19 protein-coding genes are annotated in these 22944 nt (G+C 57.0%); 16 read left to right on the forward strand and 3 right to left on the reverse strand.

Annotated elements, in window-relative coordinates; translation table 11 throughout:
• Window positions 1-5: 5 nt before the first annotated feature.
• From tatB to JN414_RS02455, 5 genes are all read left to right on the forward strand, one after another.
• Complete coding sequence (tatB, locus tag JN414_RS02435) at window positions 6-596, forward strand: Sec-independent protein translocase protein TatB (RefSeq protein WP_202206536.1); 591 nt, start codon at window positions 6-8, stop codon at window positions 594-596.
• A complete protein-coding gene (gene tatC, locus JN414_RS02440) occupies window positions 593-1372 on the forward strand; it encodes a twin-arginine translocase subunit TatC (protein ID WP_202206537.1) in 780 nt (259 codons plus the stop codon). Before tatB ends, tatC begins: the two co-directional genes overlap by 4 nt.
• 14 nt (window positions 1373-1386) lie before the next feature.
• Window positions 1387-2649, forward strand: coding sequence for a serine--tRNA ligase (gene serS / locus JN414_RS02445; RefSeq protein ID WP_202206538.1), 1263 nt, complete (start codon window positions 1387-1389; stop codon window positions 2647-2649).
• A gap of 14 nt (window positions 2650-2663) precedes the next feature.
• Window positions 2664-3401 carry an META domain-containing protein gene (locus tag JN414_RS02450; protein WP_202206539.1) on the forward strand — a complete coding sequence of 246 codons (738 nt, stop codon included), beginning with the start codon at window positions 2664-2666 and terminating at the stop codon, window positions 3399-3401.
• A 213-nt stretch (window positions 3402-3614) separates the two neighbouring features.
• Window positions 3615-4004 carry a helix-turn-helix domain-containing protein gene (locus JN414_RS02455; protein ID WP_237389836.1) on the forward strand — a complete coding sequence of 130 codons (390 nt, stop codon included), beginning with the start codon at window positions 3615-3617 and terminating at the stop codon, window positions 4002-4004.
• A gap of 45 nt (window positions 4005-4049) precedes the next feature.
• On the opposite strand, the gene JN414_RS02460 is transcribed toward JN414_RS02455, so the two are convergent.
• Window positions 4050-6515, reverse strand: a complete 2466-nt coding sequence (locus JN414_RS02460; RefSeq protein ID WP_202206540.1) for a helicase-related protein — start codon at window positions 6513-6515, stop codon at window positions 4050-4052.
• Between the two features lie 136 nt (window positions 6516-6651).
• Between JN414_RS02460 and JN414_RS02465 the strand changes: the two genes are divergently transcribed.
• The 3 genes from JN414_RS02465 to JN414_RS02475 all read left to right on the forward strand — a co-directional run bounded on the left by JN414_RS02465 (window position 6652) and on the right by JN414_RS02475 (window position 11082).
• Window positions 6652-7539, forward strand: coding sequence for a ferredoxin--NADP reductase (locus JN414_RS02465; RefSeq protein WP_202206541.1), 888 nt, complete (start codon window positions 6652-6654; stop codon window positions 7537-7539).
• A gap of 27 nt (window positions 7540-7566) precedes the next feature.
• Window positions 7567-8967 (forward strand): glutathione-disulfide reductase, encoded by a 1401-nt coding sequence (gorA, locus tag JN414_RS02470; RefSeq protein WP_202206542.1) that lies wholly within the window; start codon window positions 7567-7569, stop codon window positions 8965-8967.
• A gap of 75 nt (window positions 8968-9042) precedes the next feature.
• Window positions 9043-11082: an FUSC family protein gene (locus JN414_RS02475; protein WP_202206543.1), complete on the forward strand. Its 2040-nt coding sequence runs from the start codon at window positions 9043-9045 to the stop codon at window positions 11080-11082.
• A gap of 9 nt (window positions 11083-11091) precedes the next feature.
• On the opposite strand, the gene JN414_RS02480 is transcribed toward JN414_RS02475, so the two are convergent.
• Complete coding sequence (locus JN414_RS02480; protein ID WP_202206544.1) at window positions 11092-11913, reverse strand: alpha/beta fold hydrolase; 822 nt, start codon at window positions 11911-11913, stop codon at window positions 11092-11094.
• A gap of 85 nt (window positions 11914-11998) precedes the next feature.
• On the reverse strand, window positions 11999-12406 hold the full coding sequence (locus tag JN414_RS02485; RefSeq protein ID WP_202206545.1) for a hypothetical protein: 408 nt from the start codon (window positions 12404-12406) through the stop codon (window positions 11999-12001).
• Window positions 12407-12551: 145 nt separating this feature from the next.
• On the opposite strand from JN414_RS02485, the gene alkB reads away from it, so the two are divergent.
• The 8 genes from alkB to JN414_RS02525 all read left to right on the forward strand — a co-directional run bounded on the left by alkB (window position 12552) and on the right by JN414_RS02525 (window position 22881).
• Window positions 12552-13208 (forward strand): DNA oxidative demethylase AlkB, encoded by a 657-nt coding sequence (gene alkB, locus JN414_RS02490; RefSeq protein ID WP_202206546.1) that lies wholly within the window; start codon window positions 12552-12554, stop codon window positions 13206-13208.
• Between the two features lie 48 nt (window positions 13209-13256).
• Window positions 13257-14651: a class II 3-deoxy-7-phosphoheptulonate synthase gene (locus tag JN414_RS02495; protein ID WP_202206547.1), complete on the forward strand. Its 1395-nt coding sequence runs from the start codon at window positions 13257-13259 to the stop codon at window positions 14649-14651.
• Window positions 14648-15838, forward strand: a complete 1191-nt coding sequence (locus JN414_RS02500; protein WP_202206548.1) for a nicotinate phosphoribosyltransferase — start codon at window positions 14648-14650, stop codon at window positions 15836-15838. Before JN414_RS02495 ends, JN414_RS02500 begins: the two co-directional genes overlap by 4 nt.
• A complete protein-coding gene (locus JN414_RS02505; protein ID WP_202206549.1) occupies window positions 15835-16287 on the forward strand; it encodes a hypothetical protein in 453 nt (150 codons plus the stop codon). Before JN414_RS02500 ends, JN414_RS02505 begins: the two co-directional genes overlap by 4 nt.
• A gap of 131 nt (window positions 16288-16418) precedes the next feature.
• Complete coding sequence (locus tag JN414_RS02510; RefSeq protein ID WP_202206550.1) at window positions 16419-19088, forward strand: pitrilysin family protein; 2670 nt, start codon at window positions 16419-16421, stop codon at window positions 19086-19088.
• A gap of 19 nt (window positions 19089-19107) precedes the next feature.
• Complete coding sequence (locus tag JN414_RS02515) at window positions 19108-19602, forward strand: DUF523 domain-containing protein (RefSeq protein WP_202206551.1); 495 nt, start codon at window positions 19108-19110, stop codon at window positions 19600-19602.
• Window positions 19603-19694: 92 nt separating this feature from the next.
• On the forward strand, window positions 19695-21512 hold the full coding sequence (locus JN414_RS02520) for a M3 family oligoendopeptidase (RefSeq protein WP_202206552.1): 1818 nt from the start codon (window positions 19695-19697) through the stop codon (window positions 21510-21512).
• Window positions 21513-21519: 7 nt separating this feature from the next.
• Window positions 21520-22881, forward strand: coding sequence for an AarF/ABC1/UbiB kinase family protein (locus tag JN414_RS02525; RefSeq protein WP_202206553.1), 1362 nt, complete (start codon window positions 21520-21522; stop codon window positions 22879-22881).
• Window positions 22882-22944: the final 63 nt, after the last annotated feature.

Below are 22944 nucleotides of genomic sequence, written 5' to 3' on the forward strand. Positions count from 1 at the left end.
GTTGCATGTTTGACTTCAGTTTCTCTGAAATTGCCCTTTTTGTCGTCGTGGCAATGGTTTTCATTCGGCCGAAAGATCTGCCGGTTGCCATTCGGACACTCTCGAACGGTATCAAGGCGATGCGCCGGATGGCTGGTGAATTCCAGTCTCATATTGACGATATGGTACGGGAAGCGGACCTGTCTGAAGCGCGGGATCAGTTTCGGGATCTGAAGAACTTCAATCTGCGGGACCGGGTCACGAAGGCGATCGATAGCGATAATTCCATTCGCCGTAGCCTGGACATTGATACCAGCGGCGCAGCCGTTTCGTCCTCCAGTGTCAACGATCTGCCACGGGTCCCGGCTCCTCCACCGATGCCTCCATCTTCTTTTGGCGGTGGTGAGAGCCGCCCCTACAACGCGATGGTGCAGGATCAGGCGGAAGAAGAGCTCAATGATGACATTGTGGACGCGCCATCCATTCTTCCACCCGCAACAGCACGGCGCCTGATGCATGAGCGCCCCCGGTGGCGGGCGCCCGATATTCTGCCGCCTGTCCGTGCACTTCATCATGGCCGGCGCGTTGCCATTTCGAGCACGGAGAAAGACGCATGACGGACTCCGATACGATCCAGGACACCCCGATGCCGCTGCTCGACCATATTGTCGAGCTTCGACGTCGACTGATCTGGTCCATTGCCACGTTCGTGATCGCCTTTGCGATCTGCTATCATTTTGCAGGCGATATTTACCGGTTTCTGGCGGCTCCTCTTGGCAACATCATGCGAGAGAAGGGAGAGCAGCCACACCTGATCTATACGGCGCTTTATGAAGCGTTCTTCACCTACATCCGTGTGGCGGTGTTTGGCGCGACATGCCTGTCTTTTCCGATGATTGCCATTCAGGCGTGGATCTTCATCGCGCCGGGTCTGTATCGCAGTGAGAAGAAGGCGTTTGCACCGTTCCTCGTCGCAACGCCTGTCATGTTCACCGTTGGCGCCGCGTTGGCCTATTACGTCGTGTTCCCGTTTGCCTGGAAGTTCTTCCTGTCGTTCCAGACATCGGGTAATGGCGGAATGGACATTGAGCTTCAGGCCAAGGTGTCTGAATATCTGACGCTCGTGACGAAGATGATCCTCGCATTTGGGATCTGCTTCGAGCTTCCGGTGATCCTGACCTTGCTGGTGCGTGTGGGGCTGATCGGGACGGCGCAGCTCAAGAAATTCCGCCGTTATGCGGTGGTGGCATCCTTCGCCGTGGCGGCCGTGATTGCCCCGCCTGATGCCATTACCATGCTGAGCCTCGCCATTCCGCTTGTGGCGCTGTACGAGGTATCCATTCTTGTGGCGCGGCTGGTTGAGCCGAAGCCCGTGACTGACGAAGAAGACTGACGGAGCCCTGAACCATGCATGACCTGAAAGCCCTGCGCGCCGATCCGGCCGTATTTGACGCTGCTCTTGAGCGTCGGGGCCTGTCACCTGTGGGGCAGAAAATCGTCTCGGAAGATGAAGAGCGCCGCGCCGCTCTGGCGGCGTTGCAAGAGGCTCAGGCGACCCGCAAAACGCTGGCCAAGGAAATTGGGCAGGGCAAGCGCACTGGCGCCGATACGTCGGCTCTGGAAGCGCAGGCAGTCGAACTGCGTGACCGGATTGTGGGTCTGGAAGAGCGTGCGGCCATCATCGAAAAGAGCATCGACGATGTTCTGGCCTCTCTGCCGAACCAGCTTGACCCGTCCGTGCCGGATGGGAAAAGCGAGGATGAGAACGTCGTCGTTCATTATCGTGGTGAGAAGCGCGAATTCACATTTGAGCCGAAGCAGCATTTCGAGCTGGGTGAAGCTCTTGGTCTGATGGACTTCCCGACGGCGGCCAAGCTGTCCGGGACGCGCTTTGTCGTTCTGCGTGGTGCGCTGGCCCGTCTGGAGCGCGCACTGGGTCAGTTCATGCTGGATACACATACGACCGAGTTTGGTTACAGTGAAACCAGCGTTCCGCTTCTGGTGAACGATGCAGCGATGTATGGCACCGATAAGCTGCCGAAGTTTGCGGAAGATTCTTTCCGTACGGAAGATGGTCGCTGGCTGATCCCTACAGCAGAAGTTCCGCTGACAGCCTCTGTCATGGGCGATATTCTGCCCGCCGATGCGCTGCCGATCCGTTTGACGGCACTGTCCCAGTGTTTTCGTTCCGAAGCAGGCTCTGCGGGCCGTGATGTGCGCGGGATGTTGCGTCAGCATCAGTTCACGAAGTGCGAACTCGTTTCCATCGTGAAGCCCGAAGACAGCGATGCCGAACATGAGCGCATGACGCAGGCTGCGGAGACTATTTTGGAGCGTTTGGGCATCACGTTCCGTCGTATTCTGCTGTGTGCTGGCGATACGGGTTTTGGTGCGGCCAAGACGTTCGATCTGGAAGCGTGGATCCCTGGGCAACAGGCCTGGCGCGAGATTTCATCCTGCTCCAACACCCGGGCCTTTCAGGCGCGTCGTATGAAGGCGCGGTATCGGTCCGAGAACGGTCCGGCCTTCGTGAATACGCTGAATGGTTCCGGGCTTGCCGTGGGCCGGACCATGATTGCTGTCATGGAAACGTATCAGAATGAAGATGGCAGCATAACCATTCCTGAAGTGCTGCGTTCCTATATGGGTGGATTAACTCGTATTGGCTGAGGACCGTTTCTAACATGATGACACGCCGTTTCGCTCTTTCCCTTATGGCAGGAAGCGCCTTTGTGCAGGTGGCAAAGGCTGATCCTCTGGAAACCTTGAGCGGGACGGTGACGTACCGGGAGCGTATGGCGCTTCCCGCTGGGGCTGTACTAACAGTTCAACTGGAAGATATTTCCCGCGCAGATGCTCCGGCAATTATTCTGGCGGAGAGTCGTCAGGATATTCTTCATCCGGGCCCGATTGCTTACACGTTGCGTTATCCCGTGCTGAAAAGTGGGTTCCGATATGCTTTGCGTGCAGAAATTCGCGTAGGGAATACGCTGCTTTTCACCACTGAAGATTTTCATGGGCCTGATCAGCCGAATATTCTCGTCCGGCGCGTCTCTTCTAGTGTAGCGCCATCCCTTTATGGAAGCTGGAGTGTACAGGTTCTGGATGGCAAGCCATTAGAACAGGCAGTTAGAAAGCCTATATTAACGCTGGATCAAAATGGTCGCGTTTCAGGGTTTGGGGGCTGTAACAGACTGATGGGCCATGCCGTGATTAAGGGCAATGCAATACGGTTTGCGCCTATGGCTATGACCCGAATGGCCTGTATTGGTTCAGGCATGGATGTTGAAAGTCATTTCGTGAAAAATTTGGAGGATGTTCGATCCTGGTCTATTGGGCAACGGGGAGAACTGTCTCTGAATTCACAGAGTGGAAACGCCATGGTTGTTTTGACTGCAACAGTTATTGATAGTCAAAAATAACAGCATTTTTAAAAATATTTTTATTTTTTTGGATGTTAAGTATCTAGCGCTTTAATTCGACGCGTCAGATTATTTTTAACTTCGGGGGCGGATAAAAATTATTTGCAAATTGATGAAGTTTTTCCGATAGCTGCGGGCTTGTTGATACCTTCTCAATCTGAAGAGCGTGCGTTTCAGGTGCTTGAAGGTACGGTGATGCTTGGGATGAAAAAAATGACTCAACCTACGGAAGAAAATGGGCCAGAGCGGGTCTCCCCGGGGCTGGAGCTTGGACGCCGTATCCGTCTTCTTCGGGAAATGGTTGGACTGAATCAGCAACAGCTTGCAGATCGGGTCGGAATTTCGCGCTCGGCTGTAGCTTTTTGGGAGACCGGGCGCTCCGGGCATGTCGGTAAGCATCTGGGCGCACTGGCTGAGGCCCTCGGGGTGGATGCTGAAGTGCTCCTGACCGGCATGGCGTACAAGGAAATCCAGGAAACGCTGACACCCGATGAAAGCATGTTCCTCAACCTGTATCGGCAGCTGAGTCCGCTCATCAAATTGCAGGCCCAGAAATGGGTAGAACGGCGCGTCCGACAGGCTGAGGAAGCCGCCGAAGGCTAAGGTACTCCGAAGGGCAGGATGTTTCGTGCCCCTCGGAGCGGTTTTTCAGCTTCGTTTCCGAGGGAAGCCGCCAGGCTTCCCTTTTTTCTTGAAGCCCGGCTTGGCAGGATGGCCTGATTTTCCGGCAAAAGGCTTGTCACTGCGGCCTCTCGGCGTGAACCCGCCGCGCTGCTGCTTCTGGCTTTCGCGCATCCGGCTCTGGGTGCGAAGAACCTGCTCAATCCAGTCATTCAGGATCGACGTATTGATCTCAGCGTTCTGCTGCGCGGGATAGGCTTCCGGGAAGCGCAATGCGAGCCAGCGCCAGGCGACGAGGCGCTTATGGCGCTTTTCGGCCCGTTCCAGCTCCTCACGGCCTGCCTGTTCCGGATGGGGCAGGCGACCCGTTCCCGGGGGCGGAACCGGGCGACCAGCAGCGTGATCCGCTGCCCAGCTCACCAGTCGCTGAATCCCATTGTCCCGCTCATCAATCGGGCACATGGCGTAGGTCCAGCGTGTGGTCAGATCGAGGTTTTCCACGCCTTCCAGGGCTGCCGCAATCTCGAGAGACTGTTCCATGTCCGCCAAGCGGTAGTTTGGATCATCCGGCCGCAGAACAGCGTGCTTGATGCGCGTCAGAACACCATAGAGGCTGTCGCTGCCGATTTCTTCAGCAACGGCACGCACGATGTCTGAGTCTGGCTGGACCAGTGGCCGCAGCTCCGTCACAGGTTCTGGAGGAGCAGCCAGCATGTGGCGAACGAAAGTCGGGCTTCCAGATTCTGCAAGAACGCAGACAAGGCCTTCCTCGTGCTTGCCGTAGCGGCCAGCACGACCACCGATCTGTTTGACCTCTTGCGAGATCAGATCGCGGGTCTGGCGCCCGTCAAACTTGCGCAGGGCGCTAAAGACAACGCGGCGGATGGAGAGGTTCAATCCCATTCCGATAGCGTCTGTCGCAATCAGAATGTCTGCATCGCCATTGTTGAAACGGGCGGCTTCTGCGCGGCGCACTTCCGGGCTGAGGGCGCCATAAACAACGGCCACCCGGCGTCCACGGGCCATAAGCTCGGCTCGCATGTCCAGAACTTCACGCCGTGAGAACGCAATGACGGCATCGCCGACCGTCAATTCGCTGAGATGAACCGTTCCGCCAGCTTTGAGCGGACTTTTTCGTTCGAGATGGATCTCGTCCACCGGATCGTCACAGAGTTCGGCAATCCGTTTGACGAGCGGGATACAATCCGCAGCGCCAAGAATGTACACGTGCCGAGCCGGTACACCCATGATTGCGGCTGTCCATGCTGCACCCCGATCCGGGTCCGCCAGCATCTGGGCCTCATCAATGATGGCAACGTCCACCGGCTTGTGAAACGGGCACATTTCGACCGTTGCTGCCAAGTGGCGGGCACCGGGCATTTCAATGCGCTCCTCGCCCGTGGCCAGAGATGCGGGGACGCCACGGGTCAGCAGAGCTTCCCGGAATTCATGCGCCAAAAGGCGGAGGGGAGCGAGCGCCAGGCCGCTCTCCGCATTGGCGAGAGCATTGAGCGCTGTGTAGGACTTCCCCGAATTGGTCGGGCCCGTAACGAGCGTAATGCGGCGCTTGAGAGAACGCGCCGTGCGGAAATGAGCCGCAAAACGATCCAGCGCTGCAACGCGGGCAATGGCGGCATTGCCGACTTTGGTGCCACGTTCCAGCTTCTCCGGACGATCCGGTGTGCCGCTGCGCCACTCGGGAAGGCGTGCACGAAGCTTCTTCAGTTCGTCTGGATCGAAGAAAAACAGCTCGATGCCGTCGTCACGTGTTTCGCGTTTGGCAATGGGAAGACGGTTTTCCGCCACCCATCGCAACGCTTCACGCCGGGAACAATGGAGAATGCCCGGGACTTCTTCAAACCCGGCAAGATTGGCTTCCCATTCTTTCAGGCGTTCGAGTTCGCGCTCCCGGCGACGTTCTGCGCGGGCCTGAATATCAGCCTGTTCACGGGCGCGGCGCTCTTCGGCCAGGCGCAGGTCATCCTCGAAGCCGAGATCAACGCTTCCGAAAGCGCCTGCAATGCTGCGGGACAGTTTTTCAAGCTGACCGCCAGAGAGGATTAATCCGGCATCTGCCAGATCAGCCCGAACTTCTTCCAGAACACTGCGTGGCGAGTCTCCCAGATCCTGCCAGCGCGAAACCAGAACATCGTCCAGTGTGAGGCGCAGGGCTGCAATGTCGGCACGAGGGTCATGCGTGCGGGCTGCAGCTTCCTGTGTGTCGGCCTTCGTGACCCAGACTTCACCGGCACGGCGGGCGACATTCATGAGCTGGGACGCCCATGTCTTACGCCGAACGACGCACAGCGCGTCGATCAAGGCGTCGTGGGGGAGGGTCGCCTCATTGCCTTCAAGCCGCCGGGCGACCTGTCGGAGCAGGGCTGGCCGCTCACGAGGGGTAATATCCAGAGGTGTCCCGAAATCGGCTACAGCCTGGTTCAGGGCACGTTCGGCGGGAGAGAGGGGGGCGTCGCTCACGGAGTCGTCTGTCATGAAAAGACTTTTGCGTCATTCGGCTAGCAGGTTCAACGCGCATGGGTTTTCCGAAACGTGATGATTGCGCTAAAAGGTCCGGCTCTTATCAGGTCCGAGACCTGTTATCCGTGCCACACCGGAGACAGAAACCGATATGTCCACCCCGAGTTTTGCCGCCCCGACTCCTGAGATCGACGAACCCATTACGGGCCTGACGCCGTATGAAGGCCATCCGAAACAGTATCGTCTGGCTGAACCCAGCAAGGAATACGCTCATCTGTATCCTGCAAAGGTTCTGACCGTTCATCACTGGACGGACCGTCTTTTCAGCTTCACCACAACGCGTGATCCGGGCCTACGGTTCGAGAACGGCCAGTTCGCGATGATTGGCATTGAAGTCGAGGGCAAGCCGCTTCTGCGTGCTTATTCCATCGCGTCTGCCAATTATGAAGACCACATGGAGTTCCTCTCCATCGCCGTGCCGGAGGGGCCGCTGACGTCCCGTCTGCGTCATGTGAAGGTGGGCGATACGGTTCTGATCGGTCGTAAGCCGGTGGGGACGCTGCTTCTTGATAACCTGAAGCCGGGTCGTAACCTGTACTTCCTGTCCACAGGCACAGGCCTTGCGCCGTTCATGAGCCTCATCAAGGACCCGGACGCTTACGAGCGTTACGAGAACGTGATTCTCAGCCACACAGTCCGTATTTCGGGCGAACTGGCTTACGAGAACCACATCCGCCACGAACTGCCGGAGCATGAGTTCCTGGGTGAGTTCGTTGCCGACAAGCTGAAGTACTATCCGGCTGTAACGCGTGAAGACTATGCCGTCACGGATCGCATTACGAAGCTGATCGAAAGTGGCAAGATCTTCGAGGATCTGGGCATCGACAAGCTGGACCCCGAGCATGACCGTGTCATGATCTGTGGTTCGCCGGAAATGCTGGCAGATACGGAAGCGCTTCTGGAGCGTATGGGCTTTGAGGAAGGCAATATGAGCCGTCAGGGTTCTTATGTTGTCGAGAAGGCGTTCGCAGAGCGCTGAGACCACAGGCACGGAAGGCCGGGATTTATGCAGGAATTCGATCTTTTCGTCATCGGAGCCGGATCGGGCGGGGTACGCTGTGCGCGTATCGCTGCCCAGAACGGCGTGCGCGTCGCGATTGCGGAGCGTCGTCACTGGGGCGGAACCTGCGTCAATCTCGGCTGCGTGCCGAAGAAGCTGATGGTTTATGCGGCGGAATATGGCCGCGAGATCGATGATGCCCGCGCCTATGGCTGGGACGTGACGCCGGGACCGCATGACTGGCGCACGTTGATTGATGCCAAAGATCGCGAGATCGAGCGCCTGAATGGCATTTACGTCTCAATGCTGAAGAAAGCTGGTGTTGAGCTGTTCACGGGCGATGCGCGCTTTGTGGATGCGCATACGGTTGAAATCGGTCCGTCTGAGCTTGCTCCGGATGCTGCGGTTCAGACCGTTCGTGCCAAGAACATTGTCATTGCGACGGGTGGTGCGCCGACGCGTCTCGATATTCCCGGCGCAGAGCACGCGATTGTCTCGGATGATGCATTTTATCTGGAGAACCGGCCTGAGCGCGTTGCCATTATTGGCAGCGGTTATATCGGGATCGAATTTGCAGGAATTTTTGCGGGCCTCGGCTCGCAGGTGGACTTCGTTTATCGACAGGATCTGCCGCTGCGTGGGTTTGACGAGGAACTGCGTCGCCATATGGCAGAGCTGGTGCCCTTGAATGGCATCACGTCTCATCCGGGCAGCACACCGGAGCGGATTGAAAAGACTTCTGAAGGGTATCGTCTTCACCTAAGGGGTGGAAAGGTCATCGAAACCGACTGCGTTTTCATGGCAACCGGGCGGCATCCGAACCTGACATCCCTGCGGCTGGATCTGGCCGGGGTCGAAGTCACAGACAGTCGCATCGTGACGCGCCTTGAAGATGCAAAGACGAACGTTCCGGGCATCTATGCCATTGGGGACGTGACCGATACCTATAACCTTACGCCGACCGCTATCGCCGAGGGCCATCTTCTGGCGGAGCGTCTGTTCGGTCAGGCGGGGCGTGAGTGGTCTTTTGCCACGACACCCAAAGCCGTGTTCTTCAGCCAGCCGCTCGCTTCGGTAGGTCTGACCGAAGAAGAGGCTGTTGAACACCACACACTTGATATCTACACCTCGTCCTTCACGCCGATGCGCCAGTCGCTGCCCGGCCGTAAGGGCAAGGCCTTCATGAAGCTGGTCGTGGATTCAAAAAGCCAGGTCGTGCTTGGTGCCCACATGATTGGTCCGGATTCACCGGAGATCATTCAGGGGCTGGCCATTGCCGTCACGGCAGGTCTGACCAAGCGCGATCTTGACCGCACGATCGGCCTTCACCCTACAAGTGCGGAGGAGTTCGTGACCATGCGGACGCCAACGCGCCATGTTCCTCCTTCCTCCGACAAACAGAACTGATACTCCGATGGCTCATGACGATCCTTTGCCGCCCCTGAAGATCATGAGCCATCACATAACAGGGCAGGTGCAGGCGTGAAACTCGGCTGGCTGTTTGCGCCGTCCATCACGTCCGTGATGTTCGCCCTGCGTACGACGATTGCCTCCCTGCTGGCCCTGGCCATTGCCTTGTGGATGGAGCTTGGTGAGCCACAATGGGCCGCCATGACGGTCTGGATTGTGGCCCAGAATTCCCGTGGAGAAAGTATTTCCAAGGGTCGGTGGCGTCTTGTCGGCACGGTCGTTGGCATGGTTGCCGCCATCGCCCTGATGGGAATGTTCCCGCAATACCCTTGGCTATTTCTTCCCGCTTTGGCGATCTGGGTCGGGCTTTGCGCCGGGTTTGCCACCCTGACGCATAACTTCCGAGGCTATGCACTCGTTCTTGCCGGTTATACCTGCACCATCATTGCCCTTGGCGCCGTCAAAGAGCCGGACAATGTGTTCAATATCGCCATGGCGCGCGGAACATACATTTTTCTGGGCGTGATCTGCGAGACGGTCATGGGAATGGTGTTCGTTCCCAATGTGGCAGACCGCGCCCGGGAAGAACTGCGAAAGCGGTTACAGGCTATTCTCACAAAAGCCAGTGGTGCCCTGACGGATGTTCTGAACCAGAAAGCCAACGCCACAGATACGCTCTGTGCCCTCATGGGATCGCTTCAGGCTTCCAGCGATCAGATTGAGTTTTCTCGGATTGAAATTCGCAGCCAGGGTAACGAAGTCGAACACGCCTATGTAACGCTGGGCCTCGTGGCGCGTGTTCTGTCGCGCGGACTGGGCCTTAAGACGCGTATGACGTCCGTGTCTCATATTCCAGACGCACTGCTTCCTTTTCTTCACGATATGGGCGTTGCCCTTGAAGGACTGCCTGCGCGTCTGGAAAGTGACCGTCGCGGTATTGCGGCCCTTGTCCAGACCGAGGCGCTACTCGCGGAATGCCGGGGGCGAATGCAGGCCGTTTTACCGCGCGACGATGAAGACTCCCTAAACGAAGGCATCATTCTGACGGGTGTGGAGGTCATGATTTCGGACCTCTGCGAAACTCTGCGCTCCTATCGCGCCAGCGTAGATGGTGCCCCGATTTCCGAACGTCATCGCCTGACCCGGAATACGGACTGGCGAGCGGCTGCCCGAAACGGGGTGCGGACCATGGCGGCACTTCTTTTCGGGGCGTATGTCTGGGAAGTGACAGCATGGCCGCAGGGAAGCGTCTTCCTGACCTTCATTGCGGTGGTCTGTGCCCGTTTTGCAACTTTCGAAAATACCGTCCTGCTCAGCGCAGCGTTCTTCTACGGAGCCGTTTTCGCGGCACTCGCCAGTGTCATTCCCGTCTTTGTCGTGATGCCGGTCACAGCCAGCTATGCGTTTTTCTGTCTGACAGTGGGCTTCTTCATGATGCTCGGCGGTCTTGCGACCCGGAATCCGGGAACGGCTGTGATGGCGGCGTCTTACGGCACGTTCTTTCCCTTCCTGCTCGGCATGGACAATCAGGGGCGTATGGATGAGCTATCATGGCTCAATACGACCATTGCGCTGCTGCTCGGTCTGGGGGGCGGTGTGGTCATCTTCCGTGCGGTTCTGCCATTTACGCCGCGTCGGGCCGCGGAAGTTCTTCGCTATCAGCTCAAGCGCAGTCTGCGGCGACTGGCATTGCCGGGTGTTGTGATGGACGAATATGTCTGGATCAATGATGGCACGCAGAGCATGGAACGTGCGGTTCGCTTCGCTGGCTCTTTGGAGAGTGACCGTGCGGAGGAAATGTTACGTGGCACTCTCTCGGTCATGACAGTGGGACGCAACGTGCTGATGCTGCGCAAGCTGGCCCAGCATGGCAGCCTGCCGGAGACCGCTGTGGCAGCCGTGGATGGTCTGATCCGAAATCTCTTGCGTCGGAAATTACCGCTTACCCATACAGCCGCAACAATTGAGCCCACGTTGACAGAGCTTTATGCCCTTGAGCGGGCGTCTCAGGACCCGTCCATTCGCCATGATCTGGTTCTGGCGATTGGTTCCCTGCTGATCGTGCAGTCAGAACTGCCGACCAGCAGGGCATTTCTCAGGGCAACGACCTGAGCCGGGAGGTCAGGACGCCAGGAATTCCAGCAGGTCTGCATTGACCTGCTCGGCATGGGTCAGGAACAGCCCATGTGGCGCCCCGTCATATTCACGGAAAATCGATCCAGGGATCATATCGGCAGCCCGGCGTCCGGCGATATCGGCCGGGACTGCCGAGTCAGCCGTTCCATGGATGATGAGCGTCGGAATGGTGAAGGACTGAAGGTCTCCGCGGAAATCCGTTTTTCCCCAGGCATCCACACAATCGAGCGTAGCCATTGGGCTCGCCATGCTGGCCAGCGTGAAGGACCAGTCGAGCACGCCTTCACTGACCGGATGGTGCAGCATCGTTGTGCCATAAAAACCTGGAAGGAAGCTCTTCAGGAAGCCAAAACGATCCTGTCGGATTTCCTGCTTGATACCGTCAAAGACGGAGATATCCACCCCATCAGGATTATCGGCGGTCTTCAGCAGGAACGGAACGATGGATGCCAGAAGGACGGCCTTGGAAATTCTGGCTCGGCCGTGCCGTGTCAGATAGCGGGCCACTTCGCCGCCGCCCATTGAGAAGCCAACGAGAGTTGCGTCCCATAGATCAAGCTGTTCCAGAATGACGGCAAGATCATCAGCCAGAACGTCATAATTGTAGCAGTTGATGGGGTGGCCTGAGAGACCAAAGCCGCGACGGTCATAGGTAATGACGCGGTAGCCGGCTTCGACAAGAGCGAGGGTCTGTTTTTCCCACATGTCGCCGGTCAGCGGCCAGCCGTGGATCAGAACAACCGGGCGTCCAACGCCCATATCCTTCACATGAAGGCTCGTTCCGTCAGTGGCAGTAATATATGGCATGGAGTCTGCTCCTCATACGATCTGGCTGGATAATACCAGCCGCATCCTGAAGAGCAGAACCCCGGCGCCAGAGATTGGTTTCGTTTTACCAGCCGTTGCCGCGTGGAGCCACATAGCCGTTGCCCGTGGCATCACCGAGCTGGCCAGACTGGGTGTTGTTGCTGCCCTGATAGGCCGACCCGAATTTAGAAAGATTGGCGCCCGTTACGCTATCACGCTCCACACCGGCTTCATGATCCGGATCTGGCCCGTGCTCGAATTCCGTGCTCGGGGCATCTTGGTAGCCAGGCGGGAGGGACCGATGACCGCGGGCACGGAAATGCTCGCCACCATTGGCTTTCTGTTCGGCGCCCGGCACCTGGGACTGAGTGCTGTTCTGCGAGGGTGCTGCATCATAAGGCTGGCCGAAAGTGGCAGTCTGCGCCTGAGCCACCCCTCCCAGTAAAGCAGTTGCCAGCAGGGCGTGGCAGAAAAAGTGGGAAGAGGGCAGCATGGGATCTGGTCCTGAGCCAATTCATGGAAATCAACGGCCCCATCACCATATGGAAAGCAGAACCGCATATTTTTTTATAATCGGTCCGCTTGGGCTGAGGTTCAAGAGTTCTTTTCATCTCGAATTATTGGAGCAGGAGGAAGACGTGGAGGATCTCTTTGCTGGAATGCGGGGCCGTACGGACCTTGGAAGTGGTGCGGTCTGGCTCCCTGGCTTTGCCGACTCCGTTGCAGAACAGCTGTTGCAGCATGTCCATCTCCTCTCTCAGGCTTCCCCTTTCCGCTTCATGATAACGCCGGGTGGTCGGCCTATGTCCGTCGCCATGACCAGTTGCGGGGCCTGTGGGTGGTATACGGACAAGCGCGGCTATCGGTATGTTCGGCAAGACCCGTCGACTGGTCATCCATGGCCGGAGATGCCGGATATATTTCGTCACATCGCTGTAGCCGCAGCAGTTGAGGCAGGGTTTCCGGATTTTTCTCCCACGTCCTGTCTGGTGAACCGCTATGAGGCGGGCGCGAAGATGGGGCTCCATCAGGATCGGGATGAAGACGACCTGGCGTCTCCGATTGTGTCTGTTTCTCTGGGCGTTCCAGCCCGATTTGCTTTTGGCGGTATGCTAAAGACAGACCCGGTCAGGCGCTTTGATCTGAGGCATGGAGATGTCGTGGTCTGGGGTGGGGCTTCCCGGCTGGCGTGGCATGGCGTTTCCCCTGTGCGTGAAACATTCCATCAGCAGACAGGTGCCATGCGTTACAATCTAACTTTTCGCGCTATCAACCCGGCGCTTTTTCAGCCATAAACAGCGCCCCGCAATTTTGTTCACTTCCCGACCCCCGGAGGGCATTCAATGCACCCCTCGACCAAGACCCAGACGTCCACCAACACGATGTCATGGTCTCCTGCAAGCTGGCGTTCCCGTCCGATCGTCCAGGCCCCGTCTTATGAAGACGAAGCTGCGCTTGCTGCTGTCGAGGCTCGTCTGCATCGATATCCCCCGCTGGTTTTCGCGGGTGAAGCCCGCCGCCTGAAGACGCGTCTGGCCGCAGCATCCCGCGGTGAAGCCTTTGTGCTTCAGGGTGGGGCCTGCGCGGAAAGCTTTGACGAATTTACCGCAGATATCGTCCGCGACACCTTCCGCGTGCTGCTTCAGATGGCTGTGGTTCTGACATTCGCCGCCAAGGTGCCTGTCGTGAAGATTGGCCGTATGGCGGGTCAGTATGCCAAGCCGCGCTCGTCCAATACGGAAACGATCGATGGTGTGACGCTGCCGTGTTACCGCGGTGACATCATCAATGGTCCAGAATTTACGGCGGCTTCCCGTATTCCTGATCCTGCCCGCATGGAAACGGGGTATTTCCAGTCCGCTGGCGTTATGAATCTCCTGCGTGCGTTTGCAAACGGCGGCTATGCAAACCTGCATCAGGTCCATAGCTGGAACCTCGGCTTTGTGGAGCGCTCACCGCTCGCAGCGCGCTATCAGGATCTGGCGCATCGTATTGATGAAACGCTGTCCTTTATGCGGGCTTGTGGCTTCGACAGTGCCGCATCCCAGATTGATGAGACGGAATTCTACACCTCTCACGAGGCGCTGCTCCTGCCATATGAGCAGGCCCTGACGCGGATCGACAGCACCAGTGGTGACTACTACGATTGCTCGGCGCATTTCCTGTGGATCGGGGATCGCACCCGTCAGCCGGATGGCGCGCATGTCGAGTTCCTGCGTGGCGTTCAGAATCCGATCGGCATCAAGGTTGGTCCGACGACCACAGTTGAGGATCTGGAGAAGCTGCTCGAAATCCTGAACCCGAACGATGAAGCCGGCCGGATCACGCTGATCTCGCGTATGGGCAAGGACAAGGTGCGCGAGCATCTGCCGCCGCTGCTTGACGCTGTCATCAAGACGGGTCGTACGGTCACATGGCTCTGCGACCCGATGCATGGCAACACCACCACGACATCCAGCAAGGTCAAGACGCGTTCGTTCGAGAGCATTCTGGGCGAAGTGCTTGGTTTCTTCGATGTGTTTGAAGCCGCAGGCCGTCGTCCGGGCGGTATCCACCTTGAAATGACAGGTCAGGATGTGACCGAATGCATCGGTGGCGCCCAGTGTCTGACGGAAGCTGATCTGGGTGATCGGTATGAAACATTCTGTGATCCGCGCCTTAATGCGGAACAGTCGCTTGAAATGGCGTTTCTACTTGCGCATGAACTGACAGGCCGACGAGCAGGAAAGCAGGAATGAATTCTTCCGTTTCTCAAAGCGCATTAGAACAGTCCAGCGGTGCCATTGGCCCGCTGGATCAAAAAACAATTGAATCCAGGACAGACGCCTACTTCGGGCGAACCCGAAAAATCGTCGAACATTTTGGTGATGCGAAAGTCACCTATGCAGTTTTTATCCGTCGCCCGGTCATTGCGGCCTGTGGCATAGCAGTGACCTGGCTGCGGAATGTGGCCAAGGCCCAGAGTTTCGATCTCCATATCCGCGAAGTTTATGAAGAAGGGCAGTGGGTCGGCGCGGGTGAACCGCTTCTGTATCTGACTGGCCCGTTCACAAAACTGGCTCCTCTGGAAACTCTCGTCCTTCAACGCCTGGGCGCTGCTTGCGTGGCTGCCCACAATGCTTACCAGATGGCCATGGCATTACCGGAAGTCCCGTTCCTGGCGATGGAAGCGCGTCATTGCGCGGGCTTCGAGATGCAGGAACAAATGGGCTATGCGGCAGCCGTCGGCTCCCGTGCGGCCCAGAGGGAAGGGGCGCGTGGTTTCATTGGCAATGCCAACGATGCAACGGCCGGATTCTTTGGGCAGGAGCATGGTCTTGGGACCATGCCGCACGCCTTGATCGGTTATGCCGGTTCAACGCTCCGGGCGGCCGAGATGTATGCGGAAGTCTACCCGAATGACCCCCTGACCATTCTGGTAGACTATTTCGGGCAGGAAGTGACGGATGCGCTGGAAGTGTGTCGACGTTTCCCGGAGAAAGCTGCTGCCGGGCAGTTGAGTGTCCGCCTCGATACGCATGGTGGGCGCTTTCTGGAAGGGTTGGACCCACAGTCGTCTTACGCCGTGCTGGAACGCTACACGCCGGGCACGATCCGTCGTTACCGCTCTGACGCAGAACTGCGGGATCTGGTTGGCACGGGTGTTTCGGCTGCTGCAATCTGGCGGATGCGCGAAGCTCTGAACGAGGCTGGTTTTCCGAAGGTGAAAATCACGGTGTCGTCAGGGTTCAATGTGTCCAAGTGCACGAGCATGCGGGATGCTCATGCGCCGATTGATGTTGTCGGCAGTGGCTCTTTTATTCCGGATCGTTGGTCCGAAACCTATGCAACGGCAGACATCGTGGCCTATGACGGCACGCTTCGCGTCAAGGTTGGGCGTGAATTTCTGCTGAACAAGGCAAAAGCCGAACAGGAGGTCTCATGAGTGACGAACCCGAAAACCCTGGAACGGAAACCGCCGGGCAGGGCCAGTCCTGGAGTGTCAGGATCATCGATCTCTCCGGCGCATCTGAGGACGATACTGTGGAAGTCGTAAAAGACTTCATGGACCTGATGCACGCCAATGCTTACGCCCGCGCCTATGTGCGAGACAGTATTGAGCGCTGCCGTGTTTCCGGTGCGACAAGTCGTGAAGTGCTGGAAAGCTGGATGGCTTTTGGTGAGAACGCGGAAGTTGTTGATGCGGGAGATGATGGCTGGAAGTCGTCCACGGAACTGGATGACTTCGTTGCCAATCGGGCGACACCCATGGAGCGCGACTGGCGCGCTATTGATCCGCGTCGTCTCGTGGATGACGACGAGATTGCTGGTCCTCCAGACGATGACGAAGATGATGAAGACGACGAAAATACCCACGAAGTCATTCGTCACTGAATAAATGGCTGCCCTTGTGAGACTACTGTTTCACAAGGGCAGCATCCCCGCACCGAGTGGGGTCACAAAATATCCACATGACTTGGGATCTGTAACTGTTACGTTACATTGACCGATACACTGATGAAGTCATGTCGATGCATATTTTTCAAAAGACATTTCTGGCGATTTCCCTGCTCACGGGTCTGGTCTGCTCAACGGCTTATGGCGCAGACATTGGGCGCGAAACTTTGCCGAATGGTTTGCGGGTGGTTGTGGTCCGCAATCCGATCGCCCCTGCTGTCAGCGTGCAACTGACCTATATGGTGGGGTCTGCTGAGGCTCCAAAAGGCTTTCCGGGGACAGCCCATGCGCTTGAGCACATGATGTTCCGTGGAACGCCAACGCTCAGCGGAAATCAGCTTTTAACAGTTATAGGAACGCTGGGAGGTCAGTTCGATGCTTTTACGCAAACCGACCTGACTCGTTACCACTGTTTGATACCGGCGCAGGATCTGGATGTTGTCCTGCATATGGAAGCTGACCGGATGCAGCATCTCTCACTGGATGCAGGGCTCTGGGCGAAAGAGCGGGGTGCGATCGAGCAGGAAGTATCCAGGGATCTTTCGAGCCCTAATTTCAGGCTGAAAGAACAAATGAATTCTATTCTGTTTGAAAACAGTGGCTACGATTATTCGCCGTTAGGAACCCGGCCGTCTTTCGAGGCGACAGACGTGAAGCTCCTACGAGATTTCTACAGTAAATGGTATGTGCCCAATAATGCTGTTCTGGTTATTGTCGGAGATGTCGATCCGGCTGCGACCCTGAAGCATGTTGAACAGATCTTCGGGTCTATTCCCGCACATCCGCTTCCAGAGCGCCCGAAGGCTCCTGTTGCACCGGTTGTTCCCCAGTCCTTGAGTATGCAGTCAAATTATGCGGTCGATGGGGTTGGGCTATTCTGGAGAGGACCCACTCTCCGCGATAGCGATGCTCCGGCTGCAGTTCTATTGGACGCAGTTCTTTCGAACCGTCGTGGGCCCCTCTACAAATTGGTGCTGCAACATAAGGCGCTGTCGGCGGACTTGGGTATCGCTCGGGGTCTTCACACGGGAACCGTTCAAGCATCTCTGACAATTCCCAGAGGAGGCGACCCAAAGGCGGCTATGGCCCTTCTCAAGGCGACACTTATTGAAATTCGGGCCAAGGGTGTATCGGCGGATGTGCTCGAGGGTATGAAAAAAGGGGCGCTTTCCTCTAAAGATTTTGAAAAGAACTCCATTGCAGGGCTCGCTAGCCAATGGTCTGCCGCTCTGACAGCAGAGAATGCCGATAGCCCCGATGCTGTCTACGATCGTTTTGCGAAAGTGACTGTGCAGGACGTCAATGCTCTGGCGCGTAAACTGCTGGATCCGGAACGTGCCGTTGCGGTGACGATGCTGGCATCAGATCATGCAGTTTCGCCAGCAGGAAAAGGCTTTGGTGGTGCAGAATCCTTTGGCGGTCAGGCGGGCGCGACGGGGCCGCTGCCTGATTGGGCCAAGCCGATTGAGAACGTTCCCGCGCCCCCAATCTACGTCGCGCCGGATGCAGACTTCATGCTTCCAAATGGTCTGCGGGTGCTGGTGCGAACCAGACATGTCAGTCCAACGGTGTTTTTGTTTGGGTACATAAAGTCCGACCCTGACATGCAGGCCCCAACCGGAAAAGAGGGCGTTGCCGCCCTGACAGGTCAGTTGTTTTCGTTCGGATCAGTTACACGAGGCCGGGAGACATTAGAGAAAAATCTGGATGATCTGGCAGCTACTGCAAGAGGCGGGACCAATTTTTCCATCCGGAGCCGGACACAGGATTTCGGTGCCGCCCTTACCATTTTGGCAGACCTGGAACTGCATCCGGCGTTCCCCCAATACGCGTTTGATTTGATACGTCAGAACATGATCCGTCTGCAGGCAGGTGCTGAGCAGATGCCTGCCTATCGTTTTCAGAGAAGCATCACGAACACATTGATGCCGGAAGGTTTTCCCTCTCGTCGCATGCAAACCGTGAAGACACTATCGGATCTGACCCGTGAGGATGTGCTGTCCTATTACACGTCCGTTTATCGGCCAGATATGACGACGATAGAAGTTGTTGGTGACATTTCCGTCGAAGAGGCACGCAGAAAGATCACAGCGGCCTTTGGGGATTGGAAAGCCAGCGGACCAAAGCCAGATGTGGATTTGCCAGCCCTTCCATTGCGTACCCTTCCGGAAGTCCAGTCCGTCAATGATCCTGTTCGGTCACAGAATATGGTGATTATCGCACAGGCGAATGCCCACGGATGGAATGATCCTCAGCGTTACAACATGATGCTGGCTGATACCATGTTAACCAACGGCCCCGACAGTCGCCTGTATCGGGATCTGCGGATCAGAACGGGATATGTTTATACTGTCGGATCGATGGTCTTTGCCCAGAAAAATTTTGGAACCTACAGTGTGAGTTTCGGGGCTGATCCGGGCTCCGTGAAGGTCGCGCGGCAGCATGTTCTGCAAGAGCTGCAAAGCATGGCAGCAAAGCCAGTCCCAGTTGAGGAACTGAACAGGGCCAGAGCACATCTGATCCGCGAAATGATTATCTCAAACGCGACCATGGTGGCGCCCAGTCGCAGGGACGCAAATCTGATATTGCGCGGACTTGGCTGGGAGCATTTGAACGATGCTGCCAGAGCCTATCAGGCCGCGACCCCGGAGAGCGTTCGTGATGCTTTTAAGAGCTATGTCCGCCCGGATGAATTTGCGACGTTCGTATTGGGGCAGATGCCTCAAGGTTTGAATTAAGAGCAGGATATTGCCGCTTGTGAATAACAGAATTCTGGTCAGTGCCTGTCTGTTGGGTCAACCAGTCCGATATGATGGTAAGGCAAAAACCCTTCTGCATCCTGTGCTTCAACAATGGCAGGACGAGGGGCGACTGATCGTGGTTTGTCCTGAACTGGCGGGCGGTATGTCTGTGCCGCGGCCTCCGGCAGAGATAGAAGGGGGTCAGGCAGGCGGAAATGTCCTGAAGGGCGAAGCGCGCGTCATGGATACTTCCGGAGCGGACGTTACGGATGAATTCGTCGCCGGTGCACGCATCGCGCTCAACGTTGCCCAAACGCAGGGATGCAGGTTTGCATTACTGATGGAGGGCAGTCCGTCCTGCGGAAGCCAGACGATTTATGATGGCAGCTTTACAGGCCATAAACATGCCGGTGCGGGGGTAACGGCAGCTCTCTTGCAGCAGAATGGCATCCAGGTTTTTAGCCAGCATACAATCGAAGATCTTGAAGCGGCGTTGCGTCTGGCAGATTGAAACCGCACTTTCCGATCTGCTGGTTGCAATTACTACGGATTTGTCATTAAGCACCCGTTTGACCAGGCGGCTCAGCAGTCTAAATTCAGGGTATGAACAGTCTACACCCTTTCGCGCCTGCTGGCCCGTCCGCTCCTCCTGCCGAGAGCGGTACGCCGCCCCGCTGGGACCTGTCCGATCTCTATGCGTCGCTGGAAGACCCTGCGATTGAAAAAGATTTCGAGTCTTTGACGGTTGCGGCAAAGACTTTCAGCGAAACCTGGAAAGGCAAGCTCGGTCAGGCAGAAGGTGCTGCTCTGGCGAAGGCATTCGCAGAGTATGAGCGGATCGAGGAAGGGCTGGGGCGCATCGGCTCCTTCGCCCAGCTGGGTTTTGCCGCTCATACGACAGATCCGGTCTGGGGCCGCTTCACGCAGGGCGTTCAGGAGCGTGTCACTGACATTTCCGCTGACCTGCTCTTTTTCTCGCTGGAACTGAACCGTCTGGAAGACGACGTTCTGGCTAAAGTGTCAGCGGCGCCAGAAATGGCTAAATGGCAGCCGTTCCTGCGTGATTTGCGAGTGTTCCTTCCTTATCAGCTCTCGGATGAAGTCGAGCAGGTTCTGATGGACAAGTCCGTAACGGGACGAAGTGCCTGGAACCGGCTGTTTGACGAGACAATGGCGAGCCTGACCGTCACGCTCGATGGTGAGATCAAGCCGCTGGGCGCCGCGTTCAATACCCTAACGAGCTCAGAGCGCGAAAAGCGCGCTACAGCGGCCGAGCAGATCAGTGCTGTTCTGGCCGATAATTCCCGTCTGCTGACGATGATCACGAACACGCTCGCCAAGGACAAGGCGATCGGAGACAAGCTGCGTGGTTATCCGCGTCCGTCCAGCAGTCGCAACCGTGGCAATATGGTTGAAGACGAAGTTGTGGACGCGCTGGTCAGCGCCGTTGATGAGGCTTACCCGCGTCTGTCCCATCGTTACTACGCGATGAAGGCCAAATGGCTCGGTTTGGAAAAGCTGGAACACTGGGACCGGAACGCACCTCTGCCGGGCGTGGCTGACACGATTATTCCGTGGGAGAACGGCAAGGAGATCGTCCTGAATGCCTATACGGGTTTCGATCCGGCGCTTGGCGATCTGGTAAATCGCTTCCTGACGCACCCGTGGATTGATGCGGAAGTTGCGCCGGGCAAATCTTCGGGGGCGTTCGCACACCCAACAGTACCCTCTGTCCATCCTTATATTCTGATGAACTATCATGGCCGTGCCCGCGACGTGATGACGCTGGCTCATGAGCTTGGGCATGGCGTGCACCAGATCCTTGCAGGCCAGAAGCAGGGTTATCTGAACTCTGCGACGCCTCTGACCCTGGCTGAAACAGCGTCCGTTTTTGGTGAGATGCTGACGTTCCAGTCTCTGCTCGACCGGGAAACTGATCCGAAGCGCCGCTGTCATCTTCTGGCAGCGAAAGTGGAGGACATGCTGAACACGGTAGTCCGCCAGATCGCGTTCTATCAGTTTGAAGTTCGTGTGCATGATGAACGGGCTAAAGGCGAGCTGTCAGCCGAACAGCTTGGTGCCATCTGGCGTGACGTGCAGGAACGCAGCCTCGGCCCGGCGTTCCACTTCACGCCGGACTACGACACCTACTGGTCCTATATTCCGCACTTCGTGCATTCGCCGTTCTATGTGTATGCCTATGCGTTCGGGGACTGTCTCGTGAATGCGCTGTATGGTGTTTACCAAGATCAGCCAGACGGTTTTGCTGATAAATATCGCACCATGCTCGAAGCAGGCGGAACACTACGCCACAAAGAACTTCTCGCTCCGTTCGGTCTTGATGCGACGGATCCGGGTTTCTGGCGTAAAGGACTGGATGTGATCTCGGGTCTGATTGATCAGCTCGAGCAGGAGGGCTGAAAATACCATGGCGCGCGATCTCGATAATACCGGTTTGATGGGCGAACTCCGCCGGATGGCTCGGACATCTGGTGCAGTCGGCGGTATCGCTGCGCGCCTGGCTGGAAACCGTCTTGGCATCAAGACGGACAAGGGTGTCCACGCTGAAGGCCTGAAGTCTTCGCTGGGCAATCTGAAGGGGCCGCTCATGAAGGCCGCTCAGCTTCTGTCCACCATTCCCGGCGCTCTGCCGGACGAATATGCGGAAGAACTGGCTCATCTTCAGGCCAATGCACCCCCGATGGGCTGGAACTTCGTGCGTCGTCGGATGACGGCGGAACTGGGTGCTGGCTGGGAAAAGAACTTCCGCTCTTTCAGTCATGACGCTGTTGCAGCGGCGTCTCTGGGGCAGGTGCATCGGGCCCGTCTGGTTGATGGACGCGAAGTGGCCTGCAAGCTCCAGTATCCGGACATGCAGGGCGCGGTGGATTCTGATCTGCGGCAGTTCCGTGCGGCTCTAGGCGTGTATAAGCGGTTTGAAACAACGATCCGTCAGGACGAGGTTTACACCGAACTGTCTGACCGGCTTCGGGAAGAGCTGGATTATCGTCGGGAAGCCAGTCATCTGCGCCTGTATCGGGACATGCTGTCTGAAACCCCGACTGTGACCGTTCCGGCACCCATTGAGGAACTGTCCACCGGGCGTCTTCTGACGATGGACTGGGTGTCTGGTCGCGGCATGAAGGCGGTTTTGGCGTCTGAGGCGACGCAGGAACAGCGGGACGATATGGCGCGGGCGTTGTTCCGCGCCTGGTACACACCGGTTTATCGCTATGGTGTCATCCACGGTGACCCGCATATGGGCAATTTCACCGTGCGCGATGATTACGGTCTGAACCTGCTGGATTTCGGGGCCGTCCGCATTTTTTCCCCTCGCTTTGTTGAAGGTGTTGTGGATCTGTTTGCGGCGCTTCGGGATAACGATGAAGACAAAGCCTTCCACGCCTATAGCAAATGGGGCTTTGAAGGCTTGTCACGTGAGACGGCTGAAGTTCTGAACGAGTGGGCACGCTTCTTCTATCGGCCGCTCATGACGGATCGGGTCTGCTCCATGCAGGAGAGCAATGATCCGGCGGAAGCCAAGCAGGTTCTGGAACGGGTCTATGATGGACTGAAGCGAACGGGCGGTGTGAAGCTGCCGCGCGAGTTTGTTCTGATGGATCGCTCGGCCATCGGTTTGGGAAGCGCTTTCCTACGTCTGGGAGCTCGTCTGAACTGGCATCAGATGTTCCAGGAACTCATTGAAGGCTTCGATGTGAATGTTCTGGCTGAGCGACAGAAAGAAGCTTTGGCCAAAGCCAAGGTGCCACCTGCGCTATCCACACTCTGAACGCAAAAAGGGTGTCTCCCATGCGGGAACACCCTTTTTTAATTTTTGTTCAAGGTGATGATC

The sequence above is a fragment of the Gluconobacter sp. Gdi genome (assembly GCF_014132155.1).
Classification (GTDB): domain Bacteria; phylum Pseudomonadota; class Alphaproteobacteria; order Acetobacterales; family Acetobacteraceae; genus Gluconobacter.